This is a genomic window from Flavobacterium glaciei (assembly GCF_003350545.1).
In the GTDB taxonomy this organism is placed as follows: domain Bacteria; phylum Bacteroidota; class Bacteroidia; order Flavobacteriales; family Flavobacteriaceae; genus Flavobacterium; species Flavobacterium glaciei.
In genome coordinates this window covers 15877-31443 of the sequence record NZ_QQBA01000014.1, presented here as the reverse complement: position 1 = coordinate 31443, position 15567 = coordinate 15877, and the positions used below count along the sequence as shown (strand labels likewise).

The window sequence follows — 15567 nt, the reverse complement described above, 5'->3', positions numbered from 1 at the left end:
TTTGATATTGTATTTTGCCTATGAATTTAATCACTTCTTTACTTTTGGGTTTTGTTACTGCCTTTATAGGGATTACGCCTCCGGGATTAATCAATATGACAGCTGCTAAAGTGAATCTTAAGGAAGGAAAAAGAAGTGCTTACTGGTTTGTTCTGGGTGCAGTAATCGTCATTTTCTTTCAAACAGCGCTCGCAATATTGTTTGCACAGTTTATCAAAGAGCGCCCGGATGTAATTGTTTTGCTGCGCGAAGTGGGTTTTGGGATATTTGTAGCATTGACAGTTTATTTTTTGTTGATTGCTAAAAAGCCAAAAAAGAAAAAAGAAAAAATTAAAAAAAAGAGTACTTCCACTCGTTTTTTTCTCGGAATGCTGCTCTCAGCCCTTAACTTTTTCCCCATTCCATACTATGTTTTTGTAAGCGTTACATTAGCTTCTTACAATTTGTTTTATTTTGAAATGAGTCACGTTTTTGTTTTTGTTTCAGGGGTAGTATTGGGGTCTTTTTTAGTGTTTTATTTTTATATTACTTTCTTTCAGAAAATACAGGACAAGACAGATTATTTCATGCGCAACATGAATACCATCATAGGAAGTATTACGGGCTTAATCTCTTTAATCACTCTTATAAATATCATACGGTATTATTTGAAGTAGATTTTTAAGTAAAATCCATCTCGATTTCATTTTTTTTATCAGATACAAAACCATGTCAAACGACAATTTTTTCGAAAGAGTGTATGCCATCGCCAGACAAATTCCTTACGGAAAAGTGACTTCTTATGGTGCGATTGCAAAGGCTTTAGGAACAGCTCGTTCTGCTAGAATGGTAGGTTGGGCAATGAATGCTTCTCATAATCTTGAAGATGTTCCAGCACATCGTGTTGTCAATCGTAAAGGATTGCTAACAGGGAAACTTCATTTTGACGGAACAAACCTGATGCAACAACTATTAGAAAATGAAAATATAAAAGTTGTTGACAACCAAATTGTAGATTTCGAAAAACATTTTTGGCAACCTGAAGTTGCGCTCGAGTAATATATAAAAGCCCAATAATTGAGTTTTTTTGATGTTAAAAAAGCGATATTTTTTCGAATAGTCATTCTCAATTTCTCCATCAATAAATGCCATACAAATTCTTTATATTAAGAACTTTTCATAGTATCTTTGTAATCTGAAATCAGTTTAAATAAAGATAATGTTTTGGCATAAAATGCCAATTGAAAAAAGTAAACTAAAAATGAAATTAGATAGAAAAGAAATTCTTAAAGCCTTAGAAACAATTACTATAGCTGGAGAAGGGAAAAATATGGTTGAAAGTGGTGCGATAGCAAATGTAATTACTTTTGGCGAAGAAGTTATAGTAGATTTAGTATTACACACTCCAGCTATGCATATAAAAAAACGTGCTGAAGAAGATATTAAAAAAACAATACTTGAATTAGTATCTCCGGATGCTAAAATTAAAATCAATAGTAAAGTTGAGGTTGCGGACAAACCAGAAATCAAAGGAAAATCCATACCGGGAATAAAAAATATTATAGGTGTTGCTTCTGGAAAAGGTGGAGTTGGGAAATCTACTGTTACTGCAAATTTAGCGGTATCACTAGCAAAAATGGGTTTCTCAGTTGGAATCCTTGATGCAGATATTTATGGACCTTCTATGCCAATAATGTTTGACGTAGAAAGTGAAAAACCAATCTCTGTAACAGTTGATGGGAAATCAAAAATGAAACCCGTTGAAAGCTACGAAGTAAAAATTCTTTCGATAGGGTTTTTTACATCGCCAAGTCAAGCAGTAATCTGGAGAGGTCCAATGGCCTCTAAAGCGTTGAACCAAATGATTTTTGATGCTGATTGGGGAGAATTAGATTTTATGTTGATTGATTTACCTCCGGGAACAGGAGACATTCACCTTTCAATCGTGCAATCATTACCAATCACGGGTGTTGTCATAGTAAGTACTCCACAAGCAGTAGCTTTGGCCGATGCTAAAAAAGGAGTATCTATGTTCATGTCAGAAGCTATAAATGTTCCTGTTTTAGGAATTATAGAAAACATGGCGTACTTTACACCGGAAGAGTTACCTGAAAATAAATACTATATCTTTGGAAAAGAAGGAGCCAGAAATCTTGCAGAAGACTTAGGCGTATCATTCCTTGGCGAAGTGCCAATCGTTCAATCCATCCGTGAAGCTGGAGATTACGGTCGTCCTGCAGCGATGCAAACAGGGTCAATTATCGAAACTGTTTTCGAAGGAATCACAAGAAACGTAGTACAAGAAGTAGTAAGCAGAAACGAAAATCTACCTGCGACAGAGGCTGTTAAAATCACAACGATGGCCGGTTGTTCCGCAGTAAAAAAATAGAAATTAGAATGTTTGAATTGATATTTAATCTTTCAAATTTCTAATCTTTCAATCTTTAAATAAAGAAAATGACATCAGAAGAATTATTAGTAGAAGTTCAAAAAGCACTAGAAGAAATCAGACCATTTTTGAATTCTGACGGTGGTGACATCACACTGATTGCTATCGAGGACGACAAGCACGTAAAAGTGCGTCTTGAGGGAGCTTGCACCAGTTGTAGTGTAAACCAAATGACATTAAGAGCCGGCGTGGAAACCACAATCAAAAAGTTTGCTCCTCAAATAGAAACTGTCGTAAATATACTATAAATTTGACATCCTGAGCGTAGTCGCAGTAGGGCGTGCCCTTTTTAAGAAGAAAGGCTACTCGATATACTGGGTAGTTGCCTTTTTTCTTAAAACGGTCGGGCTATACGCGCTACTTCGGTAGCTAGCTGCTATCCCTCACGCATACACACAACACATAACTTATAACTCTTAGCTGATTTATGGACGTATTAATAAAAATTAAAGATAGAGAAGGACTAGTACATGAATTACAGGCTCCTACAGATATGGCCATGAATATCATGGAATTATGCAAAGCCTATGAACTTCCAGTAGAAGGAACATGTGGCGGAATGGCTATGTGTGCTTCTTGTCAGTGTTATGTTCTAAATGACGTAGCGTTGCCAGAAATGGGAGATGATGAAGAAGCGATGCTTTCAGAAGCATTTTACGTAAAATCAAACAGTCGTTTGGGCTGTCAAATCCCAATCACTGAAGAGTTAGAAGGATTAGAATTAGAGTTGGCTCCAGAAAATTAATTAAGAAAACGTTTGTTATAGCAAACGTTTTTTTTATTTATAATCCTTTAGATTTGTTGGTCCTTCAAGTACTTCTCTAACAACTTGAAGCACTCCATTTTCCTTAGTATCAATAAACCATTTTATCAATGTTAGGGTTCCGTTTACAATTTCAATTCCGGTAATGCTTCTGGGGTGTACACAGCTTCCGTCATTAAAATAAGGGGTTGATTTTTCATTTGGAAATGCAAAACTTGGACGATGCGTATGGCCAACAATGGTGATTTTTCGATTGTTATTTTCAATCCATTTTTTTATGCGTAATTCGATTTTTATACGTTCCACATAATTTTTAGCGGGACTTGTAGGGTCGGATATTCCCCAAATCTGGAGTGGTTTCCATAAAACACGTACCATAAATCTGTTGATTTTCCAACCTACGTAATTCATAAAATCGGCTTGATGACCATGGGTCAAAAATAATTCTTGGTTGGTTTCTTTATGGACTAATACAATAGCTTCATGACATTTAATACCTGTAAACAAAGGTTCGACTCTGTCGTTTTGGGTGTTCGTATACGTCGTAAGTGTTTTTTCTACATGATCTTTATCCCTAAAAGTCATTTCATGATTGCCCCAAATCTTATGATATCGATTTGAATCGTGGAATTTCTTAAGCAAAAGATACACATTTTTGTGTGCTTCAAATATAGTTTTAAAAAAGATGTTCTCCCATAATTCATCTCCATCACCTAATTCGCAATATGTAAACCCATCATTGTAATATTGAGTCAACGCATGAAAATACACATTTCGATTGCTTGCAAAATCATCAGCAAAGCTGTTGTCGCTTCGATGGCAGTCACTAAAAAGGATAAATTTTGATTGATTGTCAAAAGGTATTCGTTGTGCCTCTTTGTAAGCTCTGGTTAATCGTTCTTGGGAAGACATTTATTTAATTTAGAAATAAAGATAAAAAAAATAGCTAGTAAAGCTATTTTTTTTGTCGGTACTTATTTTAAGAATTTTTTTTATTTAGAAATGGGATAATTAATTGCAAGCGTTACGTTCTTTTGTTGAGAAGAATACATTTATGCTAATTCAACTTTCATCATAATTGTTTCTTCTATTGCATCCCAAAGTCCAATGCGTTTTTCTAAGGCTAATTTCGAAACTTCTTCTACATCAGACCATTTTTGTGCATCTGTTCCGCAAAGATCTGTGATCATTTTCATCGCCATTGGTCCGTGCTCGTCAGCATCCAGTTCGATGTGTCTTTCAAAGTAATATATCAGTTTACTCAAATCAGTTTCAGGGAAGTTTGCTTGAAAGTTCCTCAAGATTTCAGTGAACATACTTGGAATCAAATCTTCTCTTCCAAAAGTGAATGCAGCCGCAATTTCGTGAGATTTCCCTTCGTCAATAACTCTGAAAGTAAAATCTAAAAAAGCTTTGATATTAGGATGTAGATTGCTTGTTTTAATAGCTACAAAAATGTTTTTCAAGGAATCTACTTCTTTCAAAAACTGATGTATTCCATCTGTGTTTGCTTTGCAAGCTTCCATAGCTTCAATATACATTTCATAATGACTGGAGCGTTTACCATCTAAAGTCAAATCAGACTCTTCGGCTAACACGATTTCATTAATTAAATATCGTGTTTCAGGATTTGCTGTTGCGAACCAAGGAGTTGTTGTGCACGTTAATTTTGATTGTAATGCTTTTAATAAAGACATAAAATCCCAAACGGCATAGACATGATTTTCTAGAAAACAATGCAAGTCCTCAATTGTTCTTACTTTTTTATATAAAGAATGTTGTAACAATAGTTCTTTTTGGGGCTGAATACTATTGTTGATAGTAGCAATATTCATAAGTGGTATTTTTTATGTAAAAGTAAAAAAGCTTCTTGTTTCCAAGAAGCTTTTTCAATCAATTTTATAAATACTTTAATAGTTGTTGACTACTATTTAAAAGCTGGAATTCCAGTGATATCCATTCCGGTAATAAGCAAGTGAATGTCATGTGTTCCCTCATAAGTAATTACTGATTCAAGATTCATCATGTGTCTCATTATAGAGTACTCTCCTGTTATACCCATTCCACCTAACATTTGTCTGGCCTCGCGTGCAATATGAATCGCCATATTAACATTGTTTCTTTTTGCCATAGAGATTTGTGCTGTAGTAGCTCTTCCTTCGTTTCTTAGTACTCCTAATCTCCAAGTTAATAGTTGTGCTTTAGTGATTTCAGTAATCATTTCAGCCAATTTTTTTTGTTGCAATTGTGTCCCTGCGATAGGTTTGTCAAACTGGATTCTTTCTTTTGCATATCGCAAAGCAGTATCGTAACAGTCCATAGCGGCACCGATAGCACCCCAAGCAATTCCGTAACGTGCTGAATCAAGACAACCAAGTGGCGCTCCTAATCCAGATTTATTTGGTAAAAGGTTTTCTTTTGGAACCTTTACATTGTCAAAAATTAATTCTCCTGTAGATGATGCACGAAGTGACCATTTGTTATGAGTTTCTGGAGTAGAAAAACCTTCCATTCCGCGTTCTACGATTAAACCGTGAATTCTTCCTTCTTCATTTTTTGCCCAAACGATCGCAATATCAGCAAACGGTGCGTTAGAAATCCACATCTTGGCACCATTCAACAAATAATGGTCACCCATATCTTTGAAATTGGTTATCATACTTCCTGGATCGGACCCGTAATTAGGTTCTGTTAATCCAAAGCATCCCATGTATTCTCCTGTAGCTAATTTTGGTAGATACTTCATACGTTGTTCTTCGTTTCCGTATTTCCAAATAGGATACATTACTAAAGAGGATTGAACAGATGAAGTAGAACGAACCCCAGAATCACCGCGCTCAATTTCTTGCATGATTAAACCGTATGATATTTGGTCTAAACCGGCACCGCCATATTCTTCTGGAATGTATGGTCCAAAACCACCTATTTCTCCCAAACCTTTAATGATTTGTTTTGGGAATTCTGCTTTTTGAGCATATTCTTCAATAATAGGCGATACTTCTTTCTTTACCCAAGCACGTGCGGAATCGCGCACAAGTTTGTGTTCTTCGGTTAGTAAATCGTCTAAGTTATAATAATCTGGTGATTGAAATAAGTCTGGTCTCATGGTTTAGTACTTTTTATAGCTACAAATTTACATAAAGAAATATAACAAAAGCATTAACAATTGTTATATTTTTTTATTTTTTTTTAAAATATCTAATTTTTCAAAATAATTAGATGTTTTTCAAAGCTTGATTAAAAAAAAGCAAGTTTCCTTCTAATACACAATAAAATTAGGGATTGTAGTTTGAAACTTATTTTTAAATGATTTGCTAGACTAATTGGGGTAAAATTTCAGTTTACATTTTCAAATAAAACTCTTGAGTTAAGGAAATGTATTCTGGGGTATAAATATGTCTAGCAGTTTCGATAATTAATTCGTCGATTGGAAAATCAATAGTTTTATTTCGGGTAAATGCGAGTAAGCTACGTTTGATTTCAGTGGTAGGTGTTCCTTTTACGCGAGTGATTTTCATAGGATACAACTCGTATTCATTGGCTAAAGCCAAAAAGCTTTCTTCTTCTTTAAAAGGAATGATTACGGAGAATATTCCGTTTTCAGAAAGTAATAAATCTGCGGCCTCAATTAATTCTTCAAAAGGCATCGCATCAGCAAAACGGGCTAAATCGCGCTGCTCGTTATCAGTTTTGTAATCTTCGTTGTAAAAAGGGGGATTGGATACAATTATATCGTACTCGTCTTCGGGTTCTTCAACAAATTCATCTAAACCGGCATGATAACAAAATAACCGATCGCTCCAAGGTGAGTTTTCAAAATTATCTGTTGCTTGTTCGTAGGCATCTTCATCAATTTCTAAAGCATCAATTTGTTCAGCGTTGCTTCTTTGTGCAAGCATCAGGGCAATGATTCCAGTTCCAGCACCAATATCCAAAATACTATAAGGATTATTAGTGATGGGAGTCCAAGCGCCAAGAAGAACTCCATCGGTGCCAATTTTCATAGCGCAACGGTCTTGTTCAACTGCAAATTGTTTAAATTGAAATTTAGACATAAAGACAAAAAAAATTAAACCATTAAGAAATAAAGGGAATTGAGAGAAAAACTTAATGAACCTTAATTTCTTAATGGTTCAAAAAATAAATTAAAGATACATTTCAATTAACCCTTCTGGTAAATCCATGATTACTTTTTTGTTTTCACGATCTATTTTAACTAAGAAATGGTCGATCATAGGGATTAAGATTTCTACACTGCCATTTAAAACCTCAAATAAAGGTTGTGCAGTAGTGTCATTGATAGATTCTATTTTGCCAACGATTCCTAGGCGTTTGTCTTCAACTTCAAAACCAATAACTTCATGGAAATAAAACTTGTTGCCGGTTAGTTTTGGCAACATTTTAAGCGGTAAATACAAATCATTGCCTATGAGTGCATCGGCTTCTTCTTCGGTATTTGTATCTTCAAAACGGATTCGCAAAAAATCGTTTTTGTGCAGCGAACTGCTTTCAATAAAAAAAGGAACCAAGTGTTTGTTGCATTCAACAAACACTGATTCCAAGTTTTCGTATAACTCAGGTTCGTCCGTGTCTAAAAAGGCAAGAACTTCCCCTTTGAAACTAAATTTTTTAGCGATTTTACCTAAGTAGAAACAATCTTCTTTACGCATCGTCGCTTACTAAAATTATGCTTCTGTAGTTTCGTTGTTTTCTTCAGCAGCAGGAGCTTCTTCAGCAACTTCTTCTTCTACAGCAGGAGTTGCAGCAGCAATAGCATCCGCTTCTGCTTGTGCAGCAGCAGCTAAACGTTTTGCATTTACTTCTTGTTCTGCTTTGAAAGCTTTTGCTTTATCAGCAGCTTGAGCTTTAGTCAAACCTTCTTTTTTAGCGTCAACTTTACCAGCTTTAGCTTCTAACCAAGCCGCTAATTTTGCATCAGCTTGCTCTTGTGTTAAAGCTCCTTTACGAATACCTCCATCAAGGTGGTGTTTCAATAAAGCACCTTTGTAAGAAAGAATTGCTTTTGCAGTATCTGTTGGTTGTGCACCATTGTGTAACCATTTTACTGCGCTTTCAAGGTTTAACTCGATAGTCGCTGGGTTAGTGTTAGGATTGTAAGTACCAATTTTTTCTAGGTATTTACCATCTCTTTTTGAGCGTGCATCTGCAGCTACAACCCAGTAAAAAGGTTTTTGTTTTTTACCGTGTCTTTGTAATCTAATTTTTACTGACATAATCTTGTGATTAAATTTTGAGGTACTCGACCTCGATTAATTAAGGGTGCAAAGATACATTTTTTATCGATAAATACTAATTCGATTAGTATTTTAATGAACAGTAATGGTTTAGGTCTTGTATTTGTTTTTATTTTTAGTTCAATTTCTGTATTTTAACATCTAATGTCATACTTTTGCTTCTCTAAAAGATGCGTTTTATGAAAAAATATTTTGTGTTTATTGTCATGCTTTTTTCAATAATCTCTTGTGAAGAAAATATCAATTTTAATAATCCTTCGCTACAAGGGATGAAGGACAATGTGTTTTGGAGAGGCATTCAAACTAAAGCGACACTTGCTGCTGATGGCTCTTTGCTAATAGAATCTTTTACAGCAAATGAAACATTATCCTTAAAAACGACTTCTACAAGTAATCAAATTTATTTTTTAGGAACTAGTGAGTCCAAAAAAGCGATTTATACAGTTACTGATGCTACAAATGGTTTGGTTACATTTTCTACTGGGTTTGGAATAGGTGAGGGGCAAATTGAGATAACCGAATATGATGCTGTCAACAATACTATCACTGGTACTTTTAAGTTTAGTGCTAAAAATGCAAATAGCAATTCGCTAGCTAACCCAGTTGTAAATTTTCAACATGGAGTTTTTTATAAGATTCCTGTAGTTCGTTCTCTAGGACAGTAATCTACGAGCAGTAAGTTTACTAAAAACACTTTAAATATTGCTTTAGGATATTTGTTTTCTTTTTTTTGAAATTAAAATAAAAACATAAATAAGCTAATGTATAGTAGATTAGAATAAAATTAGAGTACATTTGTTCTATTATTTAAATAAGTACATATGAATATTTTTGTTGGAAGCCTTCCGTTCAGTATTGAGGAAGCAGATTTAAGAGAGTCTTTCGAGGCTTACGGAGCAGTTGATTCAGTTAAAATCATTACTGATAAATTTACTGGAAGAAGTAAAGGTTTTGGTTTTGTTGAGATGACAAATGATGACGAAGCTCAAAAAGCAATTGATGAATTGAATGGTGCGACTGTTCAAGGACGTGCAATTGTAGTAAACAAATCTGAGCCTAAACCAGAAGGTGAAAGAAGAAGTTTTAACAATAACAGTCGTGGTGGAGATTCACGCGGTGGTTATGGTGGTGGAAACAGCCGTGGTGGAGATAACCGTGGTGGTGGAAACAGAGGAGGATATTAATATTTTTTTCTACAATATAAAAAAAGGTGTCAATTTATTGACACCTTTTTTGTTGTTTATAACTTGTTTAAGTCTGAGTAAAAGCTAAGAGGCGTGTTGTTTTCTAGGTTGTATTCTTAGCGATTACTCAATTTTAAACAAATGAAACTTTACAGATTTGCAACTAACCAGTCGCCCACTTCACTGGTTTTGTATGCTTTTGCATCTTTTCCAGCTAAATCCTCTGTGACAATTCCTTGTTCTAATGATTTGTTAACAACTGCTCTAATAGCTTCTGCTTCTTCTTTTAATCCAAAAGCATCTTCAAACATCATAGCTGCAGACAAAACAGTTGCTAATGGATTAGCGATATTTAATCCTGTGGCTTGTGGATAAGATCCATGAATAGGCTCGTACAATGAAGTATGTTCTCCTACTGATGCAGAAGGCATCAATCCCATAGAACCTGATATAACAGAAGCTTCATCAGTTAATATATCTCCAAATAAGTTTTCAGTAATCAAGACATCATAAGAGTTTGGCCATTGTACTAAACGCATCGCTACAGCATCTACAAACTCATAACTTACAGTTACTTCAGGATAGTCTTTTTCCATTGTCTGTACCGTTTCTCTCCACAAGCGAGAAGTTTCCATCACATTGGCTTTGTCTACACAACATAGTTTTTTAGTTCGGGTCATGGCTAATTCAAAACCTTTCTTAGCTAAACGTTGTACTTCAGATCTGGTATAAGTACAAGTATCGAAAGCAGTTTCGCCATCGTCTTTTCTTCCTTTTTCTCCAAAATAGATTCCTCCAGTAAGTTCTCTTAAGAAAACCAAATCAGTTCCTTCAATACGTTCTCTTTTTAAAGGAGAATTATCTATCAAGGATGGGAATGTAAAGGTTGGACGTACATTAGCAAACAAACCTAATTTTTTGCGCATTAATAACAAACCTTGTTCGGGTCTTACAGGCGCACTTGGGTCGTTATCGTATTTTGGATGTCCAATAGCTCCGAATAAAACAGCATCGGCAGCCATGCAAATTTCATGTGTTTCATCAGGATAAGGAACTCCAACGGCGTCAATGGCACAAGCTCCTGTAAGTGCAGGCGTCCAAGTGATTTCATGATTGAATTTTTTTGCAATAGCATCCGAAACTTTTACAGCTTCATTGATTACTTCGGGTCCAATTCCGTCTCCGGCTAAAAGGGCTATGTTAAATTTCATTAGGTATATTTTATATTTATGTATTTCTATTTATTATTGGGTAGCAACGACATTCAACATCTTTTGTGTTGCAATGATTGCGGCAACTGTTTGGTCTGAATCAAGTCCTCTGGTTTTGAATTCTTTTTCATTGTTCGTCCAGGTGATTATGGTTTCGCATAAGGCATCAGAACTACTTCCTGGCGGAATTCGTACAGCATAATCAATCAATTTAGGCAATTCTAAATTTTTGCTTTTGTATATTTTTGCCAGAGCATTCATAAAAGCATCAAATTGTCCGTCACCCTGTGCGTGCTCCTCAATTATTTCGCCGTCTATTTTTAAAGATAAAGTGGTCGATGGACGCATGCCTTTTGCATGAGATAATATATAGGACTCAACAATAATTTTTTCTTGATAGGTTTGGCTGTCTAAAACATCAGAGATTATATAAGGTAAATCTTCTTTGGTAACAGTTTCTTTCTTGTCGCCTAATTCGATGATACGTTGCGTAACTAACTTTAAATCGTCAGGGTTTAATTGAAGGCCTAATTCCTGAAGGTTTTTTTCAATATTAGCTTTCCCAGATGTTTTTCCAAGAGCATATTTTCGTTTTCTTCCAAAACGTTCTGGAAGTAAATCATTAAAATATAAATTATTTTTATTGTCACCATCAGCATGAATACCGGCTGTTTGTGTAAATACATTGTCACCAACAATTGGTTTATTAGCCGGAATTCTGTAACCTGTAAAAGTTTCGACCAACTTACTCACAGAATATAATGAAGATTCTTTTACGCCAATTTCTATTTGTGGAAAAAAGTCGTTTATTACAGCAACAGTGCTCTCAAGTGGAGCATTTCCAGCGCGTTCTCCCATTCCGTTTACGGTCACGTGGAGTCCTTGAATACCAGCTTTTACAGCTTCCATTACATTTGCGATGCTTAAATCGTAGTCGTTGTGTGCATGAAAATCAAAATGGGTATTTGGGTATCTTGCTATAATTTTCGAAATAAATTCAAAAGTTTCCGAAGGTATTAAAACGCCCAAAGTGTCTGGTAACAAAACTCTTTTGATAGGTTGTTTGGTCAAAAAATCAAGATACTGAAACACATATTCAGGGGAATTACGCATTCCGTTACTCCAGTCTTCCAGGTAGACATTAGTTTCTATATTATTTTTTTTAGCTAACTCTATTGTATGTGCAATTTCGTTAAAATGCTGTTCGGGTGTTTTTTTTAACTGATGCGTTAAGTGATTCAAAGATCCTTTAGTTAGTAAATTCTGAACTTTTGCTCCGGTTTTTTTCATCCAATCTATTGAAAGGCCGCCATCAACAAAGGTTAAAACTTCTATCCTATCAGAGTACTCTTTTTCATTAGCCCAAGTCATAATCCCTTGTACGCCTTGAAACTCTCCTTCACTTACACGTGCCGAAGCAATTTCGATTCTGTCAATATTTAATTCTTCCAGCAATAATTGCGCTATGGTTAGTTTTTCTGCAGCAGAAAATGATACTCCCGAGGTTTGTTCACCGTCACGGAGTGTCGTATCCATTATTTCAATTTTTCTTTTTTCCATTATAAATTTGATGCTAAAAGCAGTTTTTCTTCAGTAGTTTGAAGTGGTATTATTGTTTTTTAATAAGGAAGTTTGTCAGCAAACCCAACAATCTCTTCTTTGATGTTTTGCAAATAATCAATATCATCAAAACCATTCAACATATTATTTTTTTTGTAGCCATTAATGTCAAAAGATTCTTTTTGACCAGTCGCTTTTAGCGTAATAGTTTGTTCCGGAAGATTGATTTCCAATTCTGTTTTTGGATCAGCTTCAATAGCCTTAAAAATTGTGTCTGCAAATTCTGGACTCACTTGTACCGGTAGAACACCAATGTTCAAGCAATTTCCTTTGAATATATCAGCAAAAAAACTAGAAACAACAGCGCGGAATCCGTAATCGTAAACTGCCCAAGCCGCGTGCTCTCTTGAAGAACCTGATCCGAAGTTTTTTCCGCCAACTAATATTTTCCCGCTATACGTTGTGTCATTTAGTACAAAATCTGCTTTTGGAGTACCATCTCCATTGTATCTCCAGTCACGGAAAAGGTTGTCGCCAAAACCAACACGTTCGGTTGCTTTTAAGAAACGTGCAGGTATTATTTGATCTGTATCCACATTTTCTATTGGTAGTGGCACCGCACTACTGGTAAGAATATTAAATTTATCGTATGCCATTTGATTTTATTTAACCGCAAAGGCGCAAAGGCACAATGCTATATTAATTATTATTTAACTGGTAAAGCGTAAAGCTTTTTCTTGATAGAATTAATAGATTTTAGTAATTATTTACAAACCTTTTAAAACCACTTTTTATAATCGGGACATTAAAATTAATTAGAAATCCCATTCTTTTATCTGCTAATTTTAGGTATGATATTATTTGGGCATGATGTACCGGTAATATTATATCTATGGATTTTAATTCTATTATTATTTCTTTTTCAACTAAAATATCAATCCTATATTCTTTCGATAAATCAAAACCTTTAAATTGCAAAGGAATACCTACTTGAGTTTCTGCTGAAATATTTCTCAATTGTAATTCTTTTAAAAGACAAATTTCATATACAGATTCTAATAAACCGGGTCCCATAATTTTATGAACCTCGAGGCTAGCAAAAAAAATTGCCTTTGCTAATTCTTCATAACGATCTATATCCATATCTGTTTACTCTGCGCCTTTGTGACTTTGCGGTGAAAAGTTAAAAAAGGTCTCTAGGATCTGTCAATACTCCCGTTACTGCAGCAGCAGCTGCCATAATTGGACTTGCTAATAATGTTCTTGAACCTGGACCTTGACGACCTTCGAAGTTTCTGTTTGAAGTACTTACTGCATATTTTCCTGCAGGAACTTTATCGTCATTCATTGCTAAACAAGCAGAGCAACCTGGCTGGCGCAATACAAAACCAGCTTCAGTAAGAATGTCTAATAATCCTTCTTCTTTGATTTGTGCTTCTACTACGTGAGAACCCGGAACTAACCAAGCCGTAACATTATCTGCTTTTTGTCGCCCTTTTACAATTTCTGTAAAAGCCCTGAAATCTTCAATTCTACCATTAGTACAACTTCCCAAGAAAACAAAATCAATTGGTTTTCCAATCATTACGTCATTTTCTTCAAACCCCATGTAGGCTAAAGATTTTTTGTATGTTTCTTCGCCACCTTCTACTTGGTTGGCATTCGGGATATTTTTTGAGATACCAATTCCCATTCCAGGATTAGTACCATATGTAATCATTGGTTCGATATCTGCAGCATCAATATTTAATTCTGCATCAAAAACAGCATCAGCATCGGTTTTTAGAGTTTTCCAATATTCAACTGCTTTTGTCCAAGCTTCGCCTTTTGGAGCGTATAATCTTCCTTCTAAGAAATCGAATGTTTTTTGGTCAGGTGCAATCATACCACCTCGAGCACCCATTTCGATACTCAAGTTACAAACAGTCATACGGCCTTCCATCGACATATCTTCAAAAACGTTTCCTGCATATTCTGCAAAATATCCGGTACCTCCAGAAGTTGTTAATTTAGATATAATATAAAGTGCAACGTCTTTTGGGCCAACACCTTTGCTCAATTTACCATTTACGTTGATGCGCATTTTCTTTGGTTTTGGTTGCATGATACATTGTGTAGCCATAACCATTTCAACCTCCGAAGTTCCAATACCAAAGGCAATTGCGCCAAAAGCACCATGCGTAGAAGTGTGTGAATCTCCACAAACAATAGTGGCACCAGGCAAAGTAATTCCGTTTTCAGGACCTACAACGTGTACAATTCCATTTTTTTTATGACCTAGTCCCCAGTGCGAAATACCGTATTCTGCAGCGTTATCTTCTAATGCCTTAAGTTGATTGGCAGATAATGCATCTTGAACCGGTAAATGTTGATTTATAGTTGGTGTATTGTGATCGGCAGTAGCAAAAGTACGCTCTGGATATAATACTGAAATTCCTCTTTCTTTTAAACCTAAAAAAGCTACAGGACTAGTAACTTCATGGATGAAATGACGGTCAATAAAAAACACGTCCGGTCCATCTTCAATTTTTCGCACCACGTGCGAATCCCATACTTTGTCAAATAATGTAGTGCTCATTTTATTATGTTTTTAATGTATTTTTTTATAGCCAAATTGGCTAAAGTGATAACAATGGAAGCAAAACTAAAAAAAGAATCAAATCTATATTTTTGAATATTGCATTATATACGATACCCAAAAACACTTTATGCAGATATCCGAAAATATTTTTGTAATTTTTATATAGAAAGTCTTCTTTTGTTTCTGCTTTAATTCTCCTCTTTAGAAGCGTCAATATTTATAGGTAATTGTTTTTAATAATTTATCAAATTAATGTAATTGCGATACAATAACTGATTTTTAGCATCAAAATCATGGTTTTTTAATAAAATCAGTAATAATTAGCGGGTTTTGTACTTGGTTATTAGATGGTATTTTGCTTCTATTTTTTAAATTAAAGGCTTTTAAAAGTGGATATTTTTCTTTTTTACAAAGATTTAATTTTACGACATCCAAAAGAGAATTATTGCCGTTGTTTTTTTAATTACAAATATAATTTAGGCTCAAATAAAAAAGTTAATGCTGTAATGTTAGAAAAATAAAAAGGCAATTTTCATTTAGAGGGTTCATATTTATTTAAAAATAGTTGCGTAGCTTTTTTGGCTT

Annotated in this window: 18 protein-coding genes; 7 read left to right on the top strand and 11 right to left on the bottom strand. The window is 34.8% G+C overall.

All coding sequences use genetic code 11. The features are described from left to right. Positions 1 to 20: 20 nt before the first annotated feature. The 5 genes from DFR66_RS11625 (at position 21) to DFR66_RS11605 (ending at position 3173) form a co-directional block, all read left to right on the top strand. Positions 21 to 656, top strand: a complete 636-nt coding sequence (locus DFR66_RS11625; protein WP_114755003.1) for a LysE family transporter — start codon at positions 21 to 23, stop codon at positions 654 to 656. 52 nt (positions 657 to 708) lie between these two features. Continuing rightward, positions 709 to 1038 carry an MGMT family protein gene (locus DFR66_RS11620; RefSeq protein WP_114755002.1) on the top strand — a complete coding sequence of 110 codons (330 nt, stop codon included), beginning with the start codon at positions 709 to 711 and terminating at the stop codon, positions 1036 to 1038. A gap of 202 nt (positions 1039 to 1240) precedes the next feature. Continuing rightward, on the top strand, positions 1241 to 2368 hold the full coding sequence (locus tag DFR66_RS11615; protein WP_114755044.1) for an Mrp/NBP35 family ATP-binding protein: 1128 nt from the start codon (positions 1241 to 1243) through the stop codon (positions 2366 to 2368). 68 nt (positions 2369 to 2436) lie between these two features. Next, positions 2437 to 2676 (top strand): NifU family protein, encoded by a 240-nt coding sequence (locus tag DFR66_RS11610; protein ID WP_114755001.1) that lies wholly within the window; start codon positions 2437 to 2439, stop codon positions 2674 to 2676. A gap of 179 nt (positions 2677 to 2855) precedes the next feature. Continuing rightward, entirely contained in the window at positions 2856 to 3173 is a 318-nt protein-coding gene (locus DFR66_RS11605) for a 2Fe-2S iron-sulfur cluster-binding family protein (RefSeq protein WP_114755000.1), read from the top strand. A 33-nt stretch (positions 3174 to 3206) separates the two neighbouring features. Here DFR66_RS11605 and DFR66_RS11600 read toward each other — a convergent pair whose 3' ends face one another. The 6 genes from DFR66_RS11600 to DFR66_RS11575 form a co-directional block, all read right to left on the bottom strand. Then, positions 3207 to 4103 carry a serine/threonine protein phosphatase gene (locus DFR66_RS11600; protein ID WP_114754999.1) on the bottom strand — a complete coding sequence of 299 codons (897 nt, stop codon included), beginning with the start codon at positions 4101 to 4103 and terminating at the stop codon, positions 3207 to 3209. A 140-nt stretch (positions 4104 to 4243) separates the two neighbouring features. Beyond that, complete coding sequence (locus tag DFR66_RS11595) at positions 4244 to 5026, bottom strand: DUF3050 domain-containing protein (protein WP_114754998.1); 783 nt, start codon at positions 5024 to 5026, stop codon at positions 4244 to 4246. A gap of 92 nt (positions 5027 to 5118) precedes the next feature. Then, positions 5119 to 6297, bottom strand: a complete 1179-nt coding sequence (locus DFR66_RS11590) for an acyl-CoA dehydrogenase family protein (protein ID WP_114754997.1) — start codon at positions 6295 to 6297, stop codon at positions 5119 to 5121. Positions 6298 to 6532: 235 nt separating this feature from the next. Continuing rightward, complete coding sequence (locus DFR66_RS11585; protein WP_114754996.1) at positions 6533 to 7246, bottom strand: tRNA1(Val) (adenine(37)-N6)-methyltransferase; 714 nt, start codon at positions 7244 to 7246, stop codon at positions 6533 to 6535. 90 nt (positions 7247 to 7336) lie between these two features. After that, entirely contained in the window at positions 7337 to 7861 is a 525-nt protein-coding gene (gene rimM, locus DFR66_RS11580; RefSeq protein WP_114754995.1) for a ribosome maturation factor RimM, read from the bottom strand. A 15-nt stretch (positions 7862 to 7876) separates the two neighbouring features. Continuing rightward, a complete protein-coding gene (locus tag DFR66_RS11575; protein ID WP_086454734.1) occupies positions 7877 to 8425 on the bottom strand; it encodes a 30S ribosomal protein S16 in 549 nt (182 codons plus the stop codon). 200 nt (positions 8426 to 8625) lie between these two features. Between DFR66_RS11575 and DFR66_RS11570 the strand changes: the two genes are divergently transcribed. Both DFR66_RS11570 and DFR66_RS11565 read left to right on the top strand, forming a co-directional pair. Further along, the gene (locus tag DFR66_RS11570; protein WP_114754994.1) at positions 8626 to 9111 is read left to right on the top strand and encodes a DUF6252 family protein; all 486 of its coding nucleotides are present in this window, start codon (positions 8626 to 8628) and stop codon (positions 9109 to 9111) included. Positions 9112 to 9267: 156 nt separating this feature from the next. After that, entirely contained in the window at positions 9268 to 9630 is a 363-nt protein-coding gene (locus tag DFR66_RS11565; RefSeq protein WP_035668600.1) for an RNA recognition motif domain-containing protein, read from the top strand. A 149-nt stretch (positions 9631 to 9779) separates the two neighbouring features. On the opposite strand, the gene leuB is transcribed toward DFR66_RS11565, so the two are convergent. The 5 genes from leuB to leuC form a co-directional block, all read right to left on the bottom strand. Beyond that, positions 9780 to 10841, bottom strand: coding sequence for a 3-isopropylmalate dehydrogenase (gene leuB, locus DFR66_RS11560; RefSeq protein ID WP_114754993.1), 1062 nt, complete (start codon positions 10839 to 10841; stop codon positions 9780 to 9782). A 33-nt stretch (positions 10842 to 10874) separates the two neighbouring features. After that, on the bottom strand, positions 10875 to 12401 hold the full coding sequence (locus DFR66_RS11555) for an alpha-isopropylmalate synthase regulatory domain-containing protein (RefSeq protein ID WP_114754992.1): 1527 nt from the start codon (positions 12399 to 12401) through the stop codon (positions 10875 to 10877). A 59-nt stretch (positions 12402 to 12460) separates the two neighbouring features. Then, complete coding sequence (gene leuD / locus DFR66_RS11550; protein WP_114754991.1) at positions 12461 to 13057, bottom strand: 3-isopropylmalate dehydratase small subunit; 597 nt, start codon at positions 13055 to 13057, stop codon at positions 12461 to 12463. A gap of 100 nt (positions 13058 to 13157) precedes the next feature. Further along, positions 13158 to 13544, bottom strand: a complete 387-nt coding sequence (locus DFR66_RS11545) for a GxxExxY protein (RefSeq protein ID WP_114754990.1) — start codon at positions 13542 to 13544, stop codon at positions 13158 to 13160. A gap of 40 nt (positions 13545 to 13584) precedes the next feature. Then, positions 13585 to 14979: a 3-isopropylmalate dehydratase large subunit gene (gene leuC, locus DFR66_RS11540; protein WP_114754989.1), complete on the bottom strand. Its 1395-nt coding sequence runs from the start codon at positions 14977 to 14979 to the stop codon at positions 13585 to 13587. Positions 14980 to 15567: the final 588 nt, after the last annotated feature.

What these genes read in the sequence shown, in the direction of transcription:
- DFR66_RS11625 (WP_114755003.1), top strand. Translation starts at nt 21, where the DNA reads ATGAATTTAATCACTTCTTTACTTTTGGGTTTTGTTACTGCCTTTATA.
- DFR66_RS11620 (WP_114755002.1), top strand. Translation starts at nt 709, where the DNA reads ATGTCAAACGACAATTTTTTCGAAAGAGTGTATGCCATCGCCAGACAA.
- DFR66_RS11615 (WP_114755044.1), top strand. Translation starts at nt 1,241, where the DNA reads ATGAAATTAGATAGAAAAGAAATTCTTAAAGCCTTAGAAACAATTACT.
- DFR66_RS11610 (WP_114755001.1), top strand. Translation starts at nt 2,437, where the DNA reads ATGACATCAGAAGAATTATTAGTAGAAGTTCAAAAAGCACTAGAAGAA.
- DFR66_RS11605 (WP_114755000.1), top strand. Translation starts at nt 2,856, where the DNA reads ATGGACGTATTAATAAAAATTAAAGATAGAGAAGGACTAGTACATGAA.
- DFR66_RS11600 (WP_114754999.1), bottom strand. Translation starts at nt 4,103, where the DNA reads ATGTCTTCCCAAGAACGATTAACCAGAGCTTACAAAGAGGCACAACGA.
- DFR66_RS11595 (WP_114754998.1), bottom strand. Translation starts at nt 5,026, where the DNA reads ATGAATATTGCTACTATCAACAATAGTATTCAGCCCCAAAAAGAACTA.
- DFR66_RS11590 (WP_114754997.1), bottom strand. Translation starts at nt 6,297, where the DNA reads ATGAGACCAGACTTATTTCAATCACCAGATTATTATAACTTAGACGAT.
- DFR66_RS11585 (WP_114754996.1), bottom strand. Translation starts at nt 7,246, where the DNA reads ATGTCTAAATTTCAATTTAAACAATTTGCAGTTGAACAAGACCGTTGC.
- rimM (WP_114754995.1), bottom strand. Translation starts at nt 7,861, where the DNA reads ATGCGTAAAGAAGATTGTTTCTACTTAGGTAAAATCGCTAAAAAATTT.
- DFR66_RS11575 (WP_086454734.1), bottom strand. Translation starts at nt 8,425, where the DNA reads ATGTCAGTAAAAATTAGATTACAAAGACACGGTAAAAAACAAAAACCT.
- DFR66_RS11570 (WP_114754994.1), top strand. Translation starts at nt 8,626, where the DNA reads ATGAAAAAATATTTTGTGTTTATTGTCATGCTTTTTTCAATAATCTCT.
- DFR66_RS11565 (WP_035668600.1), top strand. Translation starts at nt 9,268, where the DNA reads ATGAATATTTTTGTTGGAAGCCTTCCGTTCAGTATTGAGGAAGCAGAT.
- leuB (WP_114754993.1), bottom strand. Translation starts at nt 10,841, where the DNA reads ATGAAATTTAACATAGCCCTTTTAGCCGGAGACGGAATTGGACCCGAA.
- DFR66_RS11555 (WP_114754992.1), bottom strand. Translation starts at nt 12,401, where the DNA reads ATGGAAAAAAGAAAAATTGAAATAATGGATACGACACTCCGTGACGGT.
- leuD (WP_114754991.1), bottom strand. Translation starts at nt 13,057, where the DNA reads ATGGCATACGATAAATTTAATATTCTTACCAGTAGTGCGGTGCCACTA.
- DFR66_RS11545 (WP_114754990.1), bottom strand. Translation starts at nt 13,544, where the DNA reads ATGGATATAGATCGTTATGAAGAATTAGCAAAGGCAATTTTTTTTGCT.
- leuC (WP_114754989.1), bottom strand. Translation starts at nt 14,979, where the DNA reads ATGAGCACTACATTATTTGACAAAGTATGGGATTCGCACGTGGTGCGA.